21 protein-coding genes are annotated in these 19,758 nt (G+C 40.4%); 14 read left to right on the forward strand and 7 right to left on the reverse strand.

What is annotated here, in order from left to right; genetic code table 11:
* The first annotated feature begins 10 nt into the window (after positions 1-10).
* The 4 genes from RI845_RS05060 (at position 11) to RI845_RS05075 (ending at position 5,182) form a co-directional block, all read left to right on the forward strand.
* The gene (locus tag RI845_RS05060) at positions 11-1,636 is read left to right on the forward strand and encodes a thiamine pyrophosphate-binding protein (protein WP_348388660.1); all 1,626 of its coding nucleotides are present in this window, start codon (positions 11-13) and stop codon (positions 1,634-1,636) included.
* 1 nt (position 1,637) lies between these two features.
* Entirely contained in the window at positions 1,638-3,125 is a 1,488-nt protein-coding gene (locus RI845_RS05065; protein ID WP_348388661.1) for an aldehyde dehydrogenase family protein, read from the forward strand.
* 185 nt (positions 3,126-3,310) lie between these two features.
* Entirely contained in the window at positions 3,311-3,961 is a 651-nt protein-coding gene (locus RI845_RS05070; protein ID WP_348388662.1) for a GntR family transcriptional regulator, read from the forward strand.
* A 162-nt stretch (positions 3,962-4,123) separates the two neighbouring features.
* Positions 4,124-5,182: a hypothetical protein gene (locus tag RI845_RS05075; protein WP_348388663.1), complete on the forward strand. Its 1,059-nt coding sequence runs from the start codon at positions 4,124-4,126 to the stop codon at positions 5,180-5,182.
* A 74-nt stretch (positions 5,183-5,256) separates the two neighbouring features.
* Here RI845_RS05075 and RI845_RS05080 read toward each other — a convergent pair whose 3' ends face one another.
* From RI845_RS05080 to RI845_RS05105, 6 genes are all read right to left on the reverse strand, one after another.
* Positions 5,257-5,793, reverse strand: a complete 537-nt coding sequence (locus tag RI845_RS05080) for a 3-hydroxyanthranilate 3,4-dioxygenase (protein ID WP_348388664.1) — start codon at positions 5,791-5,793, stop codon at positions 5,257-5,259.
* A gap of 305 nt (positions 5,794-6,098) precedes the next feature.
* Positions 6,099-6,410 carry a 2Fe-2S iron-sulfur cluster-binding protein gene (locus RI845_RS05085; RefSeq protein WP_348388665.1) on the reverse strand — a complete coding sequence of 104 codons (312 nt, stop codon included), beginning with the start codon at positions 6,408-6,410 and terminating at the stop codon, positions 6,099-6,101.
* A gap of 29 nt (positions 6,411-6,439) precedes the next feature.
* A complete protein-coding gene (locus RI845_RS05090) occupies positions 6,440-7,171 on the reverse strand; it encodes a sulfite exporter TauE/SafE family protein (protein ID WP_348388666.1) in 732 nt (243 codons plus the stop codon).
* A gap of 21 nt (positions 7,172-7,192) precedes the next feature.
* Positions 7,193-7,636, reverse strand: coding sequence for a VOC family protein (locus RI845_RS05095; protein WP_348388667.1), 444 nt, complete (start codon positions 7,634-7,636; stop codon positions 7,193-7,195).
* 40 nt (positions 7,637-7,676) lie between these two features.
* On the reverse strand, positions 7,677-8,489 hold the full coding sequence (locus tag RI845_RS05100; RefSeq protein WP_348388668.1) for an aspartate dehydrogenase: 813 nt from the start codon (positions 8,487-8,489) through the stop codon (positions 7,677-7,679).
* A 157-nt stretch (positions 8,490-8,646) separates the two neighbouring features.
* The gene (locus RI845_RS05105; protein ID WP_348388669.1) at positions 8,647-9,954 is read right to left on the reverse strand and encodes an MFS transporter; all 1,308 of its coding nucleotides are present in this window, start codon (positions 9,952-9,954) and stop codon (positions 8,647-8,649) included.
* Positions 9,955-10,386: 432 nt separating this feature from the next.
* Here RI845_RS05105 and RI845_RS05110 point away from each other — a divergent pair, with 432 nt between their 5' ends.
* The 10 genes from RI845_RS05110 to RI845_RS05155 all read left to right on the forward strand — a co-directional run bounded on the left by RI845_RS05110 (position 10,387) and on the right by RI845_RS05155 (position 19,364).
* Positions 10,387-11,865, forward strand: coding sequence for a 2-hydroxymuconic semialdehyde dehydrogenase (locus tag RI845_RS05110; RefSeq protein ID WP_348388670.1), 1,479 nt, complete (start codon positions 10,387-10,389; stop codon positions 11,863-11,865).
* Between the two features lie 65 nt (positions 11,866-11,930).
* Entirely contained in the window at positions 11,931-12,767 is an 837-nt protein-coding gene (locus tag RI845_RS05115) for a 2-keto-4-pentenoate hydratase (RefSeq protein ID WP_348388671.1), read from the forward strand.
* The gene (locus tag RI845_RS05120) at positions 12,760-13,734 is read left to right on the forward strand and encodes an acetaldehyde dehydrogenase (acetylating) (RefSeq protein WP_348388672.1); all 975 of its coding nucleotides are present in this window, start codon (positions 12,760-12,762) and stop codon (positions 13,732-13,734) included. Before RI845_RS05115 ends, RI845_RS05120 begins: the two co-directional genes overlap by 8 nt.
* Positions 13,735-13,743: 9 nt before the next feature.
* Positions 13,744-14,823 carry a 4-hydroxy-2-oxovalerate aldolase gene (dmpG, locus tag RI845_RS05125; protein ID WP_348388673.1) on the forward strand — a complete coding sequence of 360 codons (1,080 nt, stop codon included), beginning with the start codon at positions 13,744-13,746 and terminating at the stop codon, positions 14,821-14,823.
* Between the two features lie 2 nt (positions 14,824-14,825).
* Positions 14,826-15,617, forward strand: a complete 792-nt coding sequence (locus RI845_RS05130; RefSeq protein ID WP_348388674.1) for a 2-keto-4-pentenoate hydratase — start codon at positions 14,826-14,828, stop codon at positions 15,615-15,617.
* Positions 15,618-15,648: 31 nt separating this feature from the next.
* Positions 15,649-16,080 carry a RidA family protein gene (locus RI845_RS05135; protein ID WP_348388675.1) on the forward strand — a complete coding sequence of 144 codons (432 nt, stop codon included), beginning with the start codon at positions 15,649-15,651 and terminating at the stop codon, positions 16,078-16,080.
* Positions 16,081-16,123: 43 nt separating this feature from the next.
* On the forward strand, positions 16,124-16,660 hold the full coding sequence (locus tag RI845_RS05140; RefSeq protein WP_348388676.1) for a 3-hydroxyanthranilate 3,4-dioxygenase: 537 nt from the start codon (positions 16,124-16,126) through the stop codon (positions 16,658-16,660).
* 70 nt (positions 16,661-16,730) lie between these two features.
* The gene (locus tag RI845_RS05145; protein ID WP_348388677.1) at positions 16,731-17,723 is read left to right on the forward strand and encodes an amidohydrolase family protein; all 993 of its coding nucleotides are present in this window, start codon (positions 16,731-16,733) and stop codon (positions 17,721-17,723) included.
* Positions 17,724-17,784: 61 nt separating this feature from the next.
* Complete coding sequence (locus RI845_RS05150) at positions 17,785-18,396, forward strand: fumarylacetoacetate hydrolase family protein (RefSeq protein WP_348388678.1); 612 nt, start codon at positions 17,785-17,787, stop codon at positions 18,394-18,396.
* Positions 18,397-18,494: 98 nt separating this feature from the next.
* On the forward strand, positions 18,495-19,364 hold the full coding sequence (locus tag RI845_RS05155; protein ID WP_348388679.1) for an endonuclease/exonuclease/phosphatase family protein: 870 nt from the start codon (positions 18,495-18,497) through the stop codon (positions 19,362-19,364).
* On the opposite strand, the gene RI845_RS05160 is transcribed toward RI845_RS05155, so the two are convergent.
* Positions 19,365-19,700, reverse strand: a complete 336-nt coding sequence (locus RI845_RS05160) for an SUI1 family translation initiation factor (RefSeq protein WP_348388680.1) — start codon at positions 19,698-19,700, stop codon at positions 19,365-19,367.
* Positions 19,701-19,758 lie beyond the last annotated feature (58 nt).

The following is a 19,758-nucleotide window of genomic DNA, read 5'->3' on the forward strand; positions in this document are numbered from 1 at the left end:
GGTGTTTATGATGAGTAATAAAACAGTAGCACAACAAGTGGTCGATGCATTAATTGACTTAGGTGTTAAGCATGTATTTGGTGTACCTAGTGGTGGTTGGGTCGATTATATGGAAGCGATGCGCACCACTGACGGCATAGATTTTGTATTAGCAACCCATGAAGGTGGCGCTGGTTTTATGGCTGATGTTTATGGTCGTATTACCGGTGTACCGGGTGTTTGTTTTGGTACATTTGGCCCTGGTGCGACTAATTTAGCAACAGGTGTTGGCAGTGCGTATTTAGATCGCTCACCAATGATCGCCCTAACCGATGAAATGGCCAGTGATAAACGCAATCGTATTGTGCAAATGAATATTGATCATCAAGCACTATTTGCCCCAATTACTAAAAAGACCACTCGTTTAGAGGCTGATAAAGTCCGAGAGATTATTTTCGATGCAGCGCAAGTTGCACTCTCTGGTGTGCCAGGCCCTGTGCATGTCGGTTTACCTGCTGGCATGAGTAGCCAAGTGACGACTGAACAAGACATTTTGCCATATGCAATTAAGTCTCAGCCTAAAGCTGATAAAGAAATAATAACGCAAATGCAAACATTGTTTGCTGATGCGAAAAAGCCGGTGATTGCTTTGGGGATGCGTGCAGTCACCAGTGGTATTCAAGATCAAATACTTAAATTTGCTGAAAAGTGTAAAGTACCTGTCGTGCTTAATCCTATGGCTAAAGGGATGATCCCTGAAGATCACCCATGTTATGCCGGCGTATTGTTTCATGCACTAAGTGACGTGGTTGGTCAAACTCATCAACAAGCCGATTTGGTATTAAGTATTGGTTATGATGAAATTGAATTTAACTATGAAGATTGGATCCCTAATGTACCAGTAGTCAGTATTGATATTGTTGCTACCGATTTAGATACAACAGAGTATACCTTAGCCTGCGATGTTATTGGCGATATTAAGCATTCTGTCGATCAGCTTACCAAAGGTGTTTTTGCAGAGAAGTCTTGGGATTTACCTGCAATTGCTATTAGGAAAGCTGATATGTTCGCGCAAATGTCGTCACAAAATGGCGCTTTTGGCCCATGTGCTGCATTAGATATATTACGAGAAAAACTACCAAACGATGGCATTATGACCTGTGATGTTGGCGCTCATATCCATTTAATTGGGCAAAAATGGCCAACACCAAAACCAGGCTTACAAATAATGACCAATGGCTGGTCAGCTATGGGGTTTGCTATTCCATCAGCGATCACGGCTAAACTAACCAACCCAGATACCAGTGTATGTGCAGTTGTCGGAGACGGCGGTTTCTTAATGACAGCAGGCGAGTTAGCCGTAGCGGTTAGAGAAAACCTTAAGATTGTATTTGTGCTGTTTACTGATAACGACTTAGCGCTTATTCGTATAAAACAAGAAAAGAAAAGCAATCCAATTTATGGAACTCCAATCCGTGAACGCGGCACTATTGGTGGCGATAACATTTTTGGTGTTCCGGTCATTAAAGCCTTTGAACCTGCTGAATTTGATACTGCTCTAACGCAAGCTTTTGCCGCAGATGGTCCGATAATTGTTGAAGCAATTCTAAACTCTCGTGAATACGACGACTTAGTACTTAGAAAGGATAAACCATAATATGCCAGCATTAGCGACTAAATTCGATGATAATATGACAGCCTCTTGTACGGGTTTAAAAAGAGAGAGTAACACTATTTTAATTAATGGTGATTGGATTGGTGCCAAGCAAACCATGACGATTATTAATTCATTTGATAACAGTGTTATAGGCGAAGTTTCTTGTGCCGACAATGAGCATGTTGCCTTGGCAATTCAAAGTGCTAAGAACGCGTTTAAACTTAATCAGCATCAACCTAGCCATGAACGTGCTGCGATTTTAAAAACGGCAGCACAAAAGGTGTTGGCCAGGCTTGAAGAGTTTGCCAAAACTATTGCACTTGAAACTGGTAAGCCTATTGTTGCTGCTCGTAAAGAGGTAAGCCGATGTGTTAATACTCTTAACTTATCTGCCGAAGAAGCAACTCGCTTAACAGGTGAAACGGTTAAGTTTGACAGTTTTAGCGGCGGTGAAAATCGCTTGGGCTATTACGAACATGTGCCGTTAGGCGTTATTGTGGCTATCACGCCATTTAATGACCCGCTAAATCTTGCCGCTCATAAAATAGGGCCTGCACTTGCGGCTGGCAATTCAGTTATTTTAAAACCCTCACAACAAGCACCTTTGTCAGCAATTAAACTGGTAGAAGTGCTAATTGAAAGTGGTTTGGCTAAAGGTCAAATAAACGTGTTAACTGGCTATGCCAGAGATTTTGCCCAGCATTTAGTATCAAGTAAAGATGTGGCAATGGTGACATATACAGGCGGCGAGGCTTCTGGTGAAATTATTGCCAAAAATGCCGGTATTAAAAAGTTAGCGATGGAGCTTGGTGCAAACTCTCCAGTAATAGTGATGGATGACTGCAATATTGATAAAGCGGTAGAAGCCTGTGTTTCAGGCTCATACTGGGCTGTTGGCCAAAACTGTATTGGCGTACAACGTATTTATATTGAACGCGGCATTTATCAACAGTTTAAAGCTAAGTTTATAGAGCACACTGCTCAGCTTTCGGTAGGCGATCAATTAATTGATGCCAACGATATTGGTCCTATGATCAACGAAACTGAAGCGAAACGTATCGAAAACTGGGTGAACAGTGCGGTAAATAAGGGCGCCAACTTATTAGTCGGCGGTAAACGAGCGGGCGCTTGTTATTACCCTACAGCATTAGACAATGTTGCGGTAAACGAAAATTTAGTTTGCCAAGAAGCATTTGGTCCGGTGGTAAGTTTATTTCCTTTTACCGATTTAGATGAAACCATTGAACTTGCAAATAATGTTGAGTTCTCTATACATGGCGCGGTGTTTACCTCAAATATAAATACCGCTATGAAGGTTTCTCGAGAGCTTGAGGTTGCCGGTGTAATGGTTAATGACTCTAGCGATTATCGCTTAGATGCTATGCCGTTTGGCGGGGCAAAGCGTGGCAGCATGGGTCGAGAAGGAGTCAAGTTTGCGGTAAAAGAAATGACTCACACTAAAGTTTTTTGCATGAACTTAGATGCATAGCAACTAACTTATTGGTATCAACACTCCCTAGACACAAGCGTTGTACACAATGTGCAGCGCTTGTATTTTTACTTCAGGGATGAAGGAATGCAAATCGCCAAGGATGGCAATAGATTTGTAACTTTGCAAGTTAACTCTGTTGTCGTACTATATCGCTAAGTCTCTCTAATGATATAGTCGCTTTTATGGCAAGTTTAACCATTTCCGATAAAATCTATAACCAACTTTCTAGCGCAATAATTTCAGGCCAAATAAAGCCCGGACAAAAGCTTGAAGAACAAGACATTGCCAACAAGTATGGCGCCTCCCGTACACCAATTCGTGAAGCACTTAGGCTACTTCATACGAATGGTCTGGTTGAAAGTAGACCCCATAAAGGCGTTACGGTAATTGAGCTTGATATTGATCAGCTTGCCGATATGTATGAAGCTTTAGCTGAACTGGAAGCCCTGTGTGCAGGTCTTAGTAGCGAGCGTATGACCATGGTTGAACGTAAGCAGTTACTGCGCTTACATGAACAATCTAAACAAGCTGTAGAATCTGAAAATGTTGACGAATTTGCCGCTTTAAACAACCAAATTCACCGTGCTATTCATCAAGGATCACGTAATAAAACCTTACTCGAAACGATAAATAAACTACGTAAGCGTTTAAGCCTTTATCGCCAACCTTGGTTATTTGAAAAGCGTAATCGCCTTGATGCTTCATTTAATGAACATGATGAATTGGTGGAAGCGATAACTAAAAGTCAAAAAGACGCAGCATTTAATGCAATGAAAAATCATATCTCTAATACCAGTATGGGAACATTAGATTACCTGATGAGACAAAAGTAGCTGAAATTTCAATTTATCCTGACTTATATTCTATTTAGCTAATATGAAAAAGTCTGACGAATTTTAAAATCACTCACAGTTTATTAATAATACGTAAGATCAACCTATTATCAGCTGATAAGCTCATTCTCCAATAACAATAAAAATCATTGGAGAACAAGATTGTCTTACACAAAAGTTGCTGGACTACAGCTGTCAATGTCAAAGCTGGCATGGAAAATCGCACAATCCTTATTGTGGCTGATTGGGGTCATTATTGTTGGCTTTCTTATCTTTAAGCCAGACATTGGTATTTTACTTTTTTGGAATTTATTAATTCCAATAGCTCCGGCAATTGTGGTAATTATTCCGGGGGTATGGCGAAATATCTGCCCGATGTCTTCCACGTCTTTATTTTTGACAAAACTAGGGTCTTCCAAGCAGAAAAAACTGAGTACTAATAACAGTGGTAAATTGTTTGCCATAGGCGTTGCCGCGTTAATACTAATCGTTCCTCTTAGACACCTTCTGTTAAATACCAGCGGCCCGGCTACAGCGGCTATGCTACTCATTGCTGCAGCCATTGCCATTGTAATGGGGTATAAATATGAATGGCGAAGTGGCTGGTGTGCCTCACTGTGTCCAATACATTCTGTTGAACGCTTATATGGTAGTACTCCGGCATTTACTACCGATAATGCCCATTGCACAACATGCGAAAAGTGTACGTCTGTTTGCCCCGATTCAACCAAGCAAATGTCAGCTGTAAAAACTCGTAATATGACTGTGGAAAAACTATCTGGTTTAGTAATGACTGGTGGTTTTGTTGGTTATATTTGGGGCTGGTATCATGTTCCTGATTATCTCAATGTTGGCTTTTGGCAAGTGCTTAACGCATATGTATGGCCGTTAGGGGCAGGGTTGGTAACTCTTGCCATTTACCTGTTAATACGAAAACAGCTTGCTCCAACTGCTATTCGAGAATTAAATAAGATTTTCGCCACTTCTGCCGTTATTTGCTATTACTGGTACCGTTTGCCATCGCTTGTTGGTATGGGACTGTTCCCTGATGATGGTGTGCTAATCAACCTGTCTGATGTTTTGCCTTGGTGGTTCCCTGTTTTGCTAAAACTGGCAAGTGCATTGTTCTTTATTTGGTTTATGCTAATTCGTAACCAGAATAGACAAAAAAGAAGTTGGAGTATCCGCCCTGAGTATGCAATTAAAGTATCTAATGTGTAGCTTTCTTAATAACAAAATAAACCTCATATTTTCCGATAAACGTAAAATATGAGGAATGTTTGTTAGGGAAGTGATCAGTTGCTTGGTTTGTCTTTACCCGGATGAATGGTGCCACAATTTTTACATGTTCTCGCGTCCATATTATTGTGGAATGCTTCATAGGCCTTTGGTAAATCTTCAACAATAGATAAAATTTTAGCTTCTATTTGGTAAACCATTTCATAGCAATTTGAGCAGTGCCATTGCAGTTTATCTAATTGTCCTTCTGGCCTTGCCGGCTCAACAACTAAGCCTATGCTATCTGGCTCTGGACGTTGCGGTGAGTGCAATACTCCTGCAGGTAATAATAGCATTTCACCTTCTTTAATATGAATTTCACAAGGCTCGCCGTTTTCATCAAACGAATTTAAGTAACAGTTACCTTTAAGTTGGTAAAATAACTCTTCAACTGGGTTGCAATGAAAATCTAATCGCTCATTCGGGCCACCTACCATCATCACCATCATGTTGGCATCTTTAAAAATTAATTCATTATTTACCGGCGGACGCTTTAATAAATGTTGATTGTCGTTAATCCATTTTTGTACGTTTAATGCTTTTGGCAAGGCCATAATAGCTTCCTCTGTTTTTGCTTCAAGTATTGTATACCAGTTTCATTAAATTATTGCCCACTTGTGCTGGTTAAAATACTCCATGGCGGCGTTGCTCTCAATCCCAATAGCCAGCTATTGGTCAATCGAGCGCCTTACCCTGATTTATTTTACCTACGCACAACAAGATCACAAACTTAATGAAACTGGTATTACTATATCCTGAGGAATTTTGAATAATTTGATGCAAATCAATTGTATGAAGCACTGGTTATAGTGCTTTAAAGCCCTGTTATATGACTTAAATTATAGCAACTGAATATGTACTAATTTCCTACTTTAATGATCATGCCATCAAGTTTATCACTGACGATTATTTGGCAAGCCAGTCGTGAATTAGCATTGCTATTTTTTAACTTACTAAGCACCTGTTCTTCGCCAACATATTTAGTGGATAATTTATCGATATAGGTTTCATCGACATGAACTAAACAGGTGCCACAACTACAACAGCCGTTACAAACAGCAGGAATGCCTGAAATTTCATTTTCCACGGCGGCAACCATAAGGCTTAAGTTATTTTCTGCAATTACGGTTTTCTCTAAGCCGTTATTTTGAATAAATGTAATTTTAGTCATAGTTTGTCCTGAATTGTTGGAACAATATTTTATATGCTTATTTTTAAAATTGTGACAATGGTCGTATACGAAGCCAGGCCGGTTAAAATAAGTTTCAATAGATTCATAAAATGCTGATTGGGAATTTTATCGCGTAAATAGGTGCCTAAAATGGAGCCAATTGTTGCACCAATAACAGCAGCTAAAATGAGCTGCCAGTATTCAAAGAATTGAAAACCGATAACACTATACACCAAGACTTTATTTAAGTTGGTTATGCCCATTAATAAAGATGCAGTGGCAATTATTTGCTCTTTATCAGTAAGCTTTTTATACAATAAGGTAACCGTAATTGGCCCAGGGGCTCCCACTAATAAGCCTAGACCTGCTTGTATTGCGCCAACTATGTAAAAGCTTTCAAACCGACTAAATGCTATCTCAATTGGTTTAAACCAAAGTGTTATCAGCAAATAAACTGAAATAAAAAGTGGTAAAAACTGGCTAGAAATATTGACTAAAAACACACTGAACAATAAGGTTCCAACTATCGCACCGACAATAAATTGACCGACAAAAGGCCAATGCACATGGCTAAAGCAAAGTGCCAATCTGGAACTGTTACTGGCAAATTGGGTAATACCATGAATAGGAATAATTGCTGTAACCGGAACAAAAAAAGGTAATACCAGAACTAAGATCATTCCGCCACCCATAGCGCAAATGCCGGCTAGGGTGGAGGTGAATGTTGCAATCAAAAAGAGGCTTAACTCATTTGAGAACATTAGTGATATTAGCTTTTTTTATTAGAGTGATTTATAGGTTTCTGTACCTACCCAACCACGCTCTGAAATATCAACCATGATGTTTTCTGGACCATTCATTTTGTATTCGGCATTGTCTTTAGCCGGGTTCTTACCAAGGCCTTGGGCTAGGTTTACATCGTGACGTGGCTGATAGCCGTTTTCTTGAAAGTCACCAACCATGGCTTCAATATCATCACATTGAAAACCAATATGATGTAACCCAACATATCCCTGTGGAAATTCTTTACCGGCAGCTGGGCCATTTTTAAAGTTCAATATGGCTAAGTTTACATTGCCATCAGTTACGTAATAACCGTTAGCATTGCGACTGGCAACAACACCAGCAACAGACCAGCCCATCACGTTCACAAAGAAGTCTTTGCTTTTGTCAGGATCGCTTGACGCCATGGCTAGATGTTTTAATTTGATTATTTTTTTACTCATAATTGTTCCTAAATTTTTAAATTGAATGTTCTATTAATGCTTAGCTGCCAACTCGTAGCGGGCTAGTAATGGACCTCAGGGCGGTTATTACGCTTAATGCGGTAATACGGCCGGTACCAGGGTTTTCAATGGTTGGTACATTTTCAATGGTTAAGGCAAAGCTTGCGCTGTCGGCATCTACATTGATGTAATGGGTATTTCTGGTTTTTGTTGGGTCAGCCCAAATTTCAAGTTGGGTTTTATCTGCACCAACACCTGCTAAACCTAAAGCCGCTGCAACATTAACGTTTGATGGAAACTTTTCTGCTCCTTCACGTGCGCTGCCTTTAAATACTTGTAGAGGCTCAGTTAAATTAGAGATATCAATGTTATTTTCAACGATGTATTTCGCCTTAATCAGAGATGTAGGTGGCTTTCGGGTAACCATAGTTACTGAATGAATGGTGCTTTCAGCTGCAGCTCTAACTGCATCAAGGCCTAACAGGGCGCCAGTTGCCAAGATGATTTGACCGCTATTATTTTTAGCAACATCAACAATACTAGGGTTTTGTAGTATTGCTGCTCCGCTTACGGTAACTAATATTTTACCTTGTTTTAAAATAGGCTTTGCCACATTCATAAACGCTGAGGTTGGTGCACATTCAACTATAACGTCAACAATATTAGCTAACTCATCTGCGGCAACTACTGCAACGGGTTGCTTATAATCGCTTAGGTTCTGTTTAGCTTTATCTAAATTTCCTGACGTAATAGCGGTTAATTCTAAACCATCTATACCGTTATCTAATGCCTGGCCTACTACTTGGCCAATAGTGCCAAAACCTGCAATGCCTACTTTTAAATTTGTCTTCATAATTAAATCTTCAATCTTGGTTATTAAAACCTTAGTTACTTATTAACTTGTTATTACCACTGTGTTCTTAGTGCTTAAATTGTATACACGATAGTTGGGCGGACCAGCAGCAATTAAAAATATACTGCTAGTCCTAGGGAGTTACATTGTTGGATCATTAGCTTTTAACTTTACGAACTGGCAACTCAGGGTACTTACCCATCATCAATATACAGACACAACAGAGAACCATAATCGCTGACATTGCCCATAAAACTTCGGTATAACGCCCCACTGCATCGTATGTTAAGCCCATGATTAAAGGACCTATACTTGCACCAAGTTTAAAGCCTGAATAACTATAACCGTAGATTTCACCAAATGAGCGTTGACCAAAGTACTTACTAGTAAAGTACGCCATCACATCAAATTCAGCGCCAATGGCAATACCAATTAATGCGGTACAAATAGCGGCTTCAAAACCAGTCGCACCCATGGCAAATAAAGCAAGGCCGATGACAGGCCCGAACATAAATGCGATAACCACATAAGGAGCAAAGAACTTATCCATTAAATAGCCAGCGAGTAATCGGCCACCGACAATCGACATGCCTAAATAAGCAAAAGTGCCAATCGCTTCTTTGATACTCATACCGCGGTCAGTCATCATCGGAATTAAATGTACTAAGACCGTTGAAGTACAAAGACCAGTAATTAAAAATGAAGTAAACATCAACCAGAAGGTTTTTTGCTTAATTGCTTCTTTCGTGGTGTAACCCATTAATTGTGAATTTGGTTTTGAGAAAGAAGTTTGTTGTGCACTAGGAGCATCAGTTGATCCGTCTGGACATAAACCTATATCACTGGGTTTATCTTTAAAAACAAACTTACAAATAGGCAAGGCAATAACTAAGATAAGTACACCAATAGCAAGGTAAGCTTCACGCCAGGTATAGTGCTCCATAAAGTAAGAAGCAATTAATGGCACCATCGTAGTACCTAGCCCAACACCTGCTAAGCCAATACCTAAAGCAAGGCCTCGTTTTTTATTAAACCAACTTACTAATAATTTTGAATAGGTTAACGGAGCTGTACCTGCGCCTAGTAATGGGATAACAACACACATAGCGTATAAGTGCCAAATTGACGGGGTAAGTAGTGACATTGACGCTATGGTGAGGGCAAATAAGAATGTTGAAGGCACCAATATTTTTTTAACGCCGTGTTTATCTATCATTCGACCGACATAAGGGAAAAACACGATAGCCGTGATACCAATAATCGTAGGACCAAATGATATTTGCCCTCGGGTCCAGCCGAAACTTGTTTCAAACGCTTTGATAAAGGTACCAAAAGACATCGCTATAACACTATAGCCAAGTGATAACCCAATAATGGTTCCGATCACTACCCACCAGCCATAAAATATTTTATTTGTTTGCATTGCTTTATCCATTTCTGGTGATTTTACATATTCGCTCGTCATATGAACCTCATCTGTTTTTATGTATGCAAATTAACGTAATTGTATACATGGTGACTGTCAAGACTATATTTTTGACTAAAATTGAATCGCCTTAAATTGCTACTTTCTCTATCAAGGAATAAAAATCCTAAGAAAATGTGCAAATTTTTTACTTGATCAAAGTGTTAATTACATCGATTGATCTAGTAATTAAATTCCTTTGCACTAGTAAAAACGCGCTATCCATTAAACCTCAAACGTTTGTTTTACGATTACGTTAATTGTCTTTCTGATTGTTATTCGAACATAGCTTTACTTGATTTTCAAAGAGAATAAACGCTCTCAGTAATAACTTTTTTGTTATAGCTGAGGTGGTAAATATTATTTTTATATTATGTCTTGGTTTAATAAAGTGGGGGTATTGAAAAATACTGCCCATAAAGAGCACTAACTATGAACAACCCTATACCTCATGCAGGTTCAGTCTTAAAAAATTACATTGGCGGCGAATTTGTTAGTAGCGAACTGCTATTTGATAACGTGAACCCAGTTGACGGCACAGTTATTAATCAAGTTGCTGAAGCCAATCAAGTTATGGTTGACCAAGCTGTTAATGCTGCACAAGCAGCACTTCATGGTGAATGGGGTAAATTATCTTTGGAGCAGCGCTGTGCATTGTTGCATAAAGTTGCCGACGGCATTGAAGAGCGCTTTGATGATTTTGTTGCCGCTGAAATGGCTGATACCGGAAAATCTTTTTTTCAAGCCCGCACTATTGATATTCCTCGCGGCGCTGCAAACTTTAGAATTTTTGCCGACATGGTGAAATCACAATCAACAGAATGTTTTCATACTGACACCCCTGATGGCAAAGGCGCATTGAACTATGCGGTTAACAAACCACTTGGTGTGGTTGCTGTTATTGCTCCTTGGAACTTACCGCTTTTATTAATGACTTGGAAACTTGCCCCAGCAATGGCTGCCGGTAACGTAATTATAGCCAAGCCATCTGAAGAAACACCGGCAACTGCAACACTACTTGCAGAGGTAATGCACAACGCGGGTATCCCTCATGGTGTGTTTAATCTGGTACATGGCTTTGGTCATAAATCTGCAGGTGAATTTTTAACAACTCATAAAGGTGTCGATGCCGTTACTTTTACCGGAGAGTCGAGCACTGGCTCAGCAATTATGAAAGCTTCTGCTGATGGTGTTAAAGCATTGTCATTCGAACTTGGCGGTAAAAATGCCGGCATTATATTTGAAGATTGTGATTTTGAAGAAGCTGTTGCAGGTACTACGCGTTCTGTATTTACCAACGGCGGGCAAGTTTGTTTATGCACCGAGCGTTTATACGTACATCGTTCTATTTTTGACAAGTTTGTCGCTGCGTTAAAAGTAAAAGCAGAAGCCCTCAATATTGGTTGGCCTCTAGATGAAGCTACTGATATGGGACCTGTGATCTCACATAAACATCGCGACAAGGTTCTTGCTTATTACCAAGGTGCGATTGATGACGGCGCTACCATTGTTACCGGCGGCAAAGCACCAACATTTGGCGATGCCCGTGATAATGGCGCATTTGTACAGCCAACAATTTTCACCGGTTTGTCTGAGCAAAGCAAAATTGTAAAAGAAGAAGTATTTGGCCCTGTTTGTCACATTACTCCGTTTGATCATGAAGATGAAGCTGTGGCTATGGCTAACGATAGCGACTACGGACTTGCGGCAACAGTGTGGACGACTAATTTACAACGAGCTCATCGCGTAGCAGGCCAAATGGATGTTGGAATTTGCTGGGTGAATTCCTGGTACTTACGCGATTTAAGAACACCGTTTGGCGGCATGAAGTTATCAGGAGTTGGCCGAGAAGGTGGCGTGCACTCTCTTAATTTCTATTCTGAGCCAACCAATATTTGTATCAAGCTTTAGTACTGCTAGACCTTTGAGACTAAGTACTACTGTTTACTAAAAATTTAATGAGTCAGGAAATTATAATGACATCAAATACAACAAAATTAAGCCAAGACGAAAACGTAATTAAAGCGGCTGAAAATATTCGAAAAGCGCATGAAACGGGAATTCCTTGTGCACCAGTTCGCGATTTACTAGCCGAACAATGCCTAGATTCTGCTTACGCTGTTCAGCAAATTAATCGTCATCATTGGCAAGAGTCTGGGCGTCGCACTGTTGGTGTAAAAGCTGGCTTAACCTCAAAAACCGTACAGTGCCAACTCGGTGTTGCTCAACCCGACTTTGGCGTGTTGTATGCCGATATGTTTATTGGTGATGGCGAAACTGTTGCTATAGATGCAGTACTGCAACCAAAGGTTGAAGCTGAAATCGCACTAGTTCTAAAAACGGATATTGATGTAGACAATCCAACCGTTGTCGACATCATTAATGCTACCGCTTATGCCTTGCCAGCCATTGAAATTGTTGGCAGCCGAATAGCAGATTGGAATATCAATATTGTTGACACCATTGCTGATAACGCCTCTTCAGGTTTATTTGTATTGGGTAGCAAACCCGTTGCTTTAGCTGATTTAGATTTGCGTTTATGCGGCATGGTAATGGAGCGTCGTGGTGAGCAAGTGTCAACCGGAGCAGGGCAGGCATGTTTGGGGAACCCATTGAATGCTGCAGTTTGGCTGGCAAAAACATTTGTTGAAAACGGCACACCACTAAAAGCTGGCGACATTATTTTAACTGGCGCATTAGGCCCTATGGTGCAAGTGGCACCTGGCGATGTAATTGACACTCGTATATCTGGTTTAGGCTCAGTACGAGTTGCCTTTGCCGAAAACCAAAGCAAGGATACTTCTAATGACTAATTCAAAGGTAAAAGTAGCAATTATTGGTTCAGGTAATATTGGTACCGATTTAATGATCAAAATATTGCGCACTTCTAATAATTTAGAAATGGCTGCAATGGTTGGCATTGACCCAGATTCAGATGGTTTAGCCAGAGCGAAACGTTTAGGCGTAGCAACAACTCATCAAGGAATTGATGGCTTGGTTAATTTAGCAGAGTTTGCTGACATTAAAATCGTGTTTGACGCCACGTCGGCAAAAGCACATCAACATCATAATGAAGTGCTGCAAAAATATAATAAACAAGTCATTGATTTAACCCCTGCTGCCATTGGCCCTTATACATTGCCAGTAGTAAATCTTGATGAAAACCTTACCCAAGGCAACGTAAATATGGTGACTTGTGGTGGCCAGGCAACTATCCCTATGGTTGCGGCAATTAGCCAACATGCAAAAGTACATTACGCTGAAATTGTCGCATCAATATCATCAAAATCGGCAGGCCCTGGCACGCGCGCCAATATAGATGAGTTTACTCAAACTACGTCTCGTGCCATTGAACAAGTTGGCGGCGCGGCAAAAGGTAAAGCAATCATCATTATGAACCCTGCAGAGCCGCCAATGATGATGCGCGACACCGTGTTAGTACTTAGCGAATTACCTGAGGATGCTGATACCAGTGAAGCACAAATTCAAGCATCAATAGAGCAAATGGTTGCTAAGGTTCAGTCTTATGTACCCGGCTATCGATTAAAACAACAGGTGCAATTTGAACGTTTTGAAAAAGATGCACCACTGCACATTCCTGGTTACGGCGACTTTTCTGGCCTTAAATCTTCAGTATTTTTAGAAGTAGAAGGCGCTGCTCATTATTTACCTGCCTATGCGGGCAACTTAGACATCATGACATCTGCTGCGCAAGGTACTGCCGAGCGCATTGCCGAATGTAAGTTCATCAATGCTCAAACAACCGGCGTACCAGCTTAAGGATTTATTATGACTCACTCTACTGTTCATTCGACTGAGAGCGCTGCGGCGAAAAAACTATACATTCAAGATGTGACATTACGCGATGGCATGCATGCAATACGTCACAATTATTCAATTGATCATGTACAAGCAATTGCCAAAGCCATAGATAAAGCCGGTGTTGATGCCATTGAAGTAGCACATGGTGATGGCCTGGGAGGCTCTAGTTTTAATTACGGCTTTGGTGCTCATACTGACAAAGAATGGATTGAAGCCGTTAATGATGTAATTGAAAACACAAAGTTAACTACCTTAATTTTACCCGGCATTGCAGTTAAAGAAGATTTGAAATGGGCATGGGACAGTGGCGTGCGCTCTGTGCGCGTGGCTACCCACTGTACGGAAGCCGATGTAGCAAAACAGCACATTGAATATGCTCGTGAGCTTGGTATGGATACCTGTGGATTTTTAATGATGTCACATATGAGTGAACCTGAAGCACTGGCAGAACAAGCCAAGCTAATGGAGTCTTACGGCGCTCAGTGTGTATACATTACTGATTCTGGTGGCGCGATGAATATGGATGATATTGCTACTCGGGCAAAAGCCTATAAAAAAGTGCTAAAACCTGAAACCGAACTTGGTATTCATGCTCATCATAACTTATCTCTTGGCGTAGCTAACTCAATTGTAGCTGCACAACATGGTGTAACTCGTATCGATGCATCACTTGCGGGTATGGGAGCTGGAGCTGGTAACGCACCATTGGAAGTATTCATTGCCGCTGCCGAACGATTAGGTTGGGACCACGGAACTGATCTTTATACCTTAATGGACGCAGCTGATGAGCTAGTTCGACCATTACAAGATAGACCGGTGCAAGTTGACCGCGAGACATTATCGCTGGGTTATGCCGGAGTGTATTCAAGCTTTTTAAGACACGCTGAGCATGCGGCAAAAACATACGGCTTAGATACCCGTGAAATATTAGTAGAACTTGGCAACCGCAAAATGGTTGGTGGCCAGGAAGATATGATCGTTGATGTTGCTTTAGATTTATTAAAGCAGAAAAAACAACAAGCAAACATTATTAAGCAGAGAGCATAACCATGACTGATCTAACCTTTGAGCAAAAAATTTCCAGCTTAGCCAAACAAGTTGATGACGCCGCGTTTAATGCTACTGCAATTGCGCAGTTGTCGGGGCAAGGTCACCAACTAAGCCTTGTTGAAGCCTATCAAGTACAGGATGAGTCCTTGCAACGTAGGTTAGCGCGTGGAGAGCAGCAAGTTGGCATCAAAATGGGGTTTACCAGTCGAGCGAAAATGATCCAAATGGGGGTTGATGATCTTATTTGGGGGCCGTTAACCGATGAAATGTTTATCGAAGAGGGCGGAGAAGTTTCAATAAGCAAGTTTATCCACGCCAGAGTAGAGCCAGAAATAGCCTTTTTGTTAAAGAAACCGCTTAGTGGCAATTTGACGCTAACGCAAGTGATGTCTGCAGTAGAAGCGGTTGCTCCAGCACTTGAAATTATAGACTCACGTTACGACAACTTTAAGTTTTCCCTGGAGGATGTTGTTGCCGATAACTGTTCATCTTCTGGTTTCACCATAGGCGCATGGCAACAAGCGGGCGGTGATATTTCCAATTTAGGCATGGTGATGGAGTTTGATGGTTCTGCCGTTGAAATTGGCTCAAGTGCAGCCATTTTAGGCAACCCATATCGTTCTTTGGCCGCCGCTGCTCGAGTTGCCGGCGAAGCTGGAAAAGTATTACCGGCCGGCTCAATTGTACTAGCTGGCGCAGCAACTGCGGCCCAGCCAATTAAACCAGGCGTACACATTAAATTGCATTGCGAAAAATTAGGCGTTGCTGAATTTACTGTTGCTGCGAACTAGTTCACCAGCTTTCAATATTAAGGTTCTACTTATGACTACAAATACTAACTTAAACGACAGCCAAGTCATTAAAGGCAAAGCTAAACCAAGAGGCAAGTTTCCTCACTTTAAACGCGCTGGCGATTTCATTTATGTATCAGGCACGAGTTCACGTTTACCCGATAACAGTTTTGTTGGCGTTGACGTTGATGAAATGGGCGCTACTAATTTATCCATTAAGGCGCAAACCAGAGCCGTAATTGACAACATCAGCGATATTTTAGTCGCTGCCGGTGCTGACTTATCGAACGTAGTGGAAGTAAGCAGCTACTTAGTAAATATGAATGACTTCGCCGGTTATAACCAAGTGTACAGCGAGTACTTTGATGAGTCAGGCCCTGCCAGAACAACGGTAGCCGTGCACCAATTGCCTCACCCGCATTTGTTAATAGAAATAAAAGTAGTTGCTTACAAGCCCTTATAAAAAGGGCGTTAGCAAATATTTAAAACATATTTAGGAATTAACTATGAGTAACGAATTAATAGACAGTGTCAGCAGCTTACGTGGTTTCAATTTTCAACAGTGGTTGCAAGAGCATGAACACCTGTTAAAGCCACCGGTAAATAACAAACTGATTTGGGAAGATGCTGATTTAATGGTCACTGTTGTTGGCGGCCCAAATGAACGTTATGACTATCATGTTGACCCGGTTGAAGAATTTTTCTACCAATTTAAAGGCAATGCTTACTTGCGCATTATGACATCGAGTGGTCCAGAAGAAGTACACCTCAAAGAGGGCGATATCTTTTTACTACCACCATTTGTGCGTCATTCACCGCAGCGACCTCAAGAAGGCAGCTTGTGTTTGGTAATAGAGCCGAAACGACCGCCAGGCGCAAAAGATGCTTTTGAATGGTATTGCCAGGAATGTAACCACTTAGTGCACCGTGCAGAGATGATCTTGCAGAATATTTCTAAAGATTTACAGCCAGTATTTAAAGCGTTTGCTCAAGATGAATCATTACGTAAATGTCCAAACTGTGAAGCCATACATCCGGCGTAAATAGCACAAATACAGTCAATTTTTTGACTTGATAAAAATAACGAAATAGTAACGTAAAATAGGAAATATCATGCCAGTAGTAGATATGCACACCCACTTTTTGCCCAAGCAATGGCCAGATCTGGCTGAAAAGTTTGGTGGTGGAGAATGGCCATCAATGAGACACACCACACCCGGTAAAGCCATGCTTATGCAAGGTGGAAAAGATTTTCGCCCTGTTTATGAAGCCTGTTGGGATTCGTCAGTTCGCTTAGCCGAAATGGACAGAGACAATGTTGATATTCAAATAATGAGTGCCACGCCAATTTTGTTTTCTTACGCGAAACTAGCTTATCAGGCACATGAATGTGCAAAAATATTTAACGATTTAGCGCTTGAAATGTGTAGCCAAGATCATAATCGTTTGAAAGCGCTGGCGCAGGTACCTTTACAGGATATTGATAAATCGTGTGAAGAGGTTAGTCGCGCGGCTAAAAATGGCCATGTTGGCGTACAAATAGGAAATCATGTAGGTGATAAAAACCTAGACGATGAAGGCTTAGTTACCTTCTTGCAGCACTGTGCCAGTGAAAACATTTCAGTATTAGTTCACCCTTGGGATATGTTGGGTGGCGATCGTATGCCTAAGTACATGTTGCAATGGCTTGTAGCTATGCCAGCAGAAACTCAGTTATCTATTTTGTCATTGATTCTTTCTGGCGCATTTGAACGAATTTCTAAAGATTTAAAGCTTTGTTTTGCTCATGGTGGTGGTAGCTATGCCTTTCAAATTGGTCGAGTAGATAACGCTTGGAAACATCGTGATATTGTTCGCCAAGATTGTCCTAACTTACCATCATCTTACAGTGATCGTTTTTATGTAGACTCAGCAGTATTTAGTGATGATTCGCTGCAATTGCTTACTAATGTTATGGGCGATGACAGAGTTATGCTTGGCTCAGACTCGCCATTCCCACTTGGTGAGCAACGAGTTGGAACTTTAGTTAGAGAAAACAAAGTACTATCTGCAAGCTCTAAGCAAAAGATACTTGGTGATAATGCTGTTTCATTCTTTAATTTATAAGTGATTTAAATTGCTATAGAATTCATCCAAGATTTATTTATAGTCATAACTGAGGCCGTTAGTGAACACAATTAACTTTGCAAACCAAATTATTAGCCCATCAAAAGTGGTGTGTATTGGTCGAAATTACGTTGACCATATTCATGAATTAGGCAATGAAGTACCCGATGACATGGTGGTGTTTAATAAACCAAATTCGGCAATATCTTCTGAGCTTAATGCTTTTCATCAAGAGCAGTTACACTATGAAGGTGAATTGTGCTTTTTAGTTGAAGATGGCAAGTTTGTTGCTGTTGGTTTTGGCCTTGATTTAACCAAGCGTGAATTACAATCTAAGCTGAAAGCAAAAGGCTTACCGTGGGAGCGGGCTAAAGCATTTAATGGCGCTGCCGTATTGAGTGACTTTGTTGCTATCGAAAACATTGATGAGTCATTATCACTTGAGCTTTGTATTAACGGTGAAGTTATTCAAGCTGGTGGGGTCGAACTTATGATGTATAAACCTGATCAAATATTACAAGAACTGTCATCATTTATTGATTTAGTTGATGGCGATATTGTGATGACTGGCACGCCTAAAGGTGTTGGTATGATCTGTCAAGGTGACATATTTGAAGGCAAAATATTACTAAATGAAAAAGTACTAATATCTAAAACTTGGCAAGCAATATAATTACAAGGTACTACTTATTTTTAAACATCAGCTATAGTGTTGTATTAATGTTTTTTTAACCCCCTCAATTAATCAGTGTAAGCATTAGGCAAGGTTTTATGTTTGATAGCAAACTACTAGTTTGGCTTGTTTGTTTGATCCTTTCTGGTTGCAGCAATAGTGAATTTAAACACTCTGTTGATTCTCCCGCAGTCTTACGGGTGATGAGTTTTAATGTTCGAGTACCAACAGATAATTTTCCTAATAACTGGACATTACGTCGTCACTTAGTGAGCAATGTCCTCAAAGAACAACAGCCAGATATCATTGCTTTTCAAGAAATGAAGTCTGAACAAAAGCAGTTTTTATTAGCAAAATTCCCTCATTATTTGTCAATAGGAACTGGTCGTAATGAAGATGGAAGTGGTGAAGCGACGAATATTTTTTACAATCAACAACGACTTAAGCTCGATGTTGAAGTAAGTGGCAGTTTTTGGTTTTCAGACTCGCCTAACGTCCCTGGAAGTAAGCATTGGGGAAATAAGCATATTCGCAATGCTACCCTAGCAAAATTTATTGATTTAACAACAGGAAAACCACTCACTGTTGTTAATAATCATTGGGGATATAGCCAAAAATTTCATCTTAAAGCGGCAAAACTTGTAAGGCAACAAATCAACCAGCAACAAAAAGACAATGAAGCAGTAGTAGTCTTAGGGGATTTTAATTCATTACCCAAATTTAAAGGTCTAGCTGAATTAATGGCAAAGGAATCAAATGCTCCACTAATTGATAGTTGGCAAGTAAGTGATGTAGATATGGATGGATATACGTTCCATGATTTTACTGGCAAGGGGTTTAAACGCTTAGATTATATATTTTTAAATGAAGTAGTGTCGATAGAATCGTCTACTAAAATAATCCAGTCGAAGTGGTACAACCGTTGGCCATCTGATCATTTCCCATTGATGGTAAAAATTACTCTTTGATCAGCCGCCAATAAATTTAACTTTAAAGCCGTTTTTTTCTAAAACGGTTTTAATTACATCACGTTTGTCACCTTGAATTTCTATTATCTCACCAACGACAGTACCACCTGTACCACAGGTTTGCTTTAGCTTTTTTGCTAACGCTTTTAATGCTTTAGCGTCTAAGCCTAAACCTGTAATTGTTACCACGCCTTTACCTTTACGACCTTTGGTTTCACGGCGTACATGGGCAAAGCCGTCTGAAGGGGTAATATCCATTTCTGGTTTTTCTTCTTTTACACGACCGCCATCGGTTGAATAAACGAGATTAGATAATTGATCTTGTAATGATGACATAAGATTTCCTTCAAAATATCATGGGGGACAGAGTCACAGATATTGGCTATTTTCATAT

It is taken from the genome of Thalassotalea nanhaiensis (assembly GCF_031583575.1).
GTDB classification, from domain to species: domain Bacteria; phylum Pseudomonadota; class Gammaproteobacteria; order Enterobacterales; family Alteromonadaceae; genus Thalassotalea_A; species Thalassotalea_A nanhaiensis.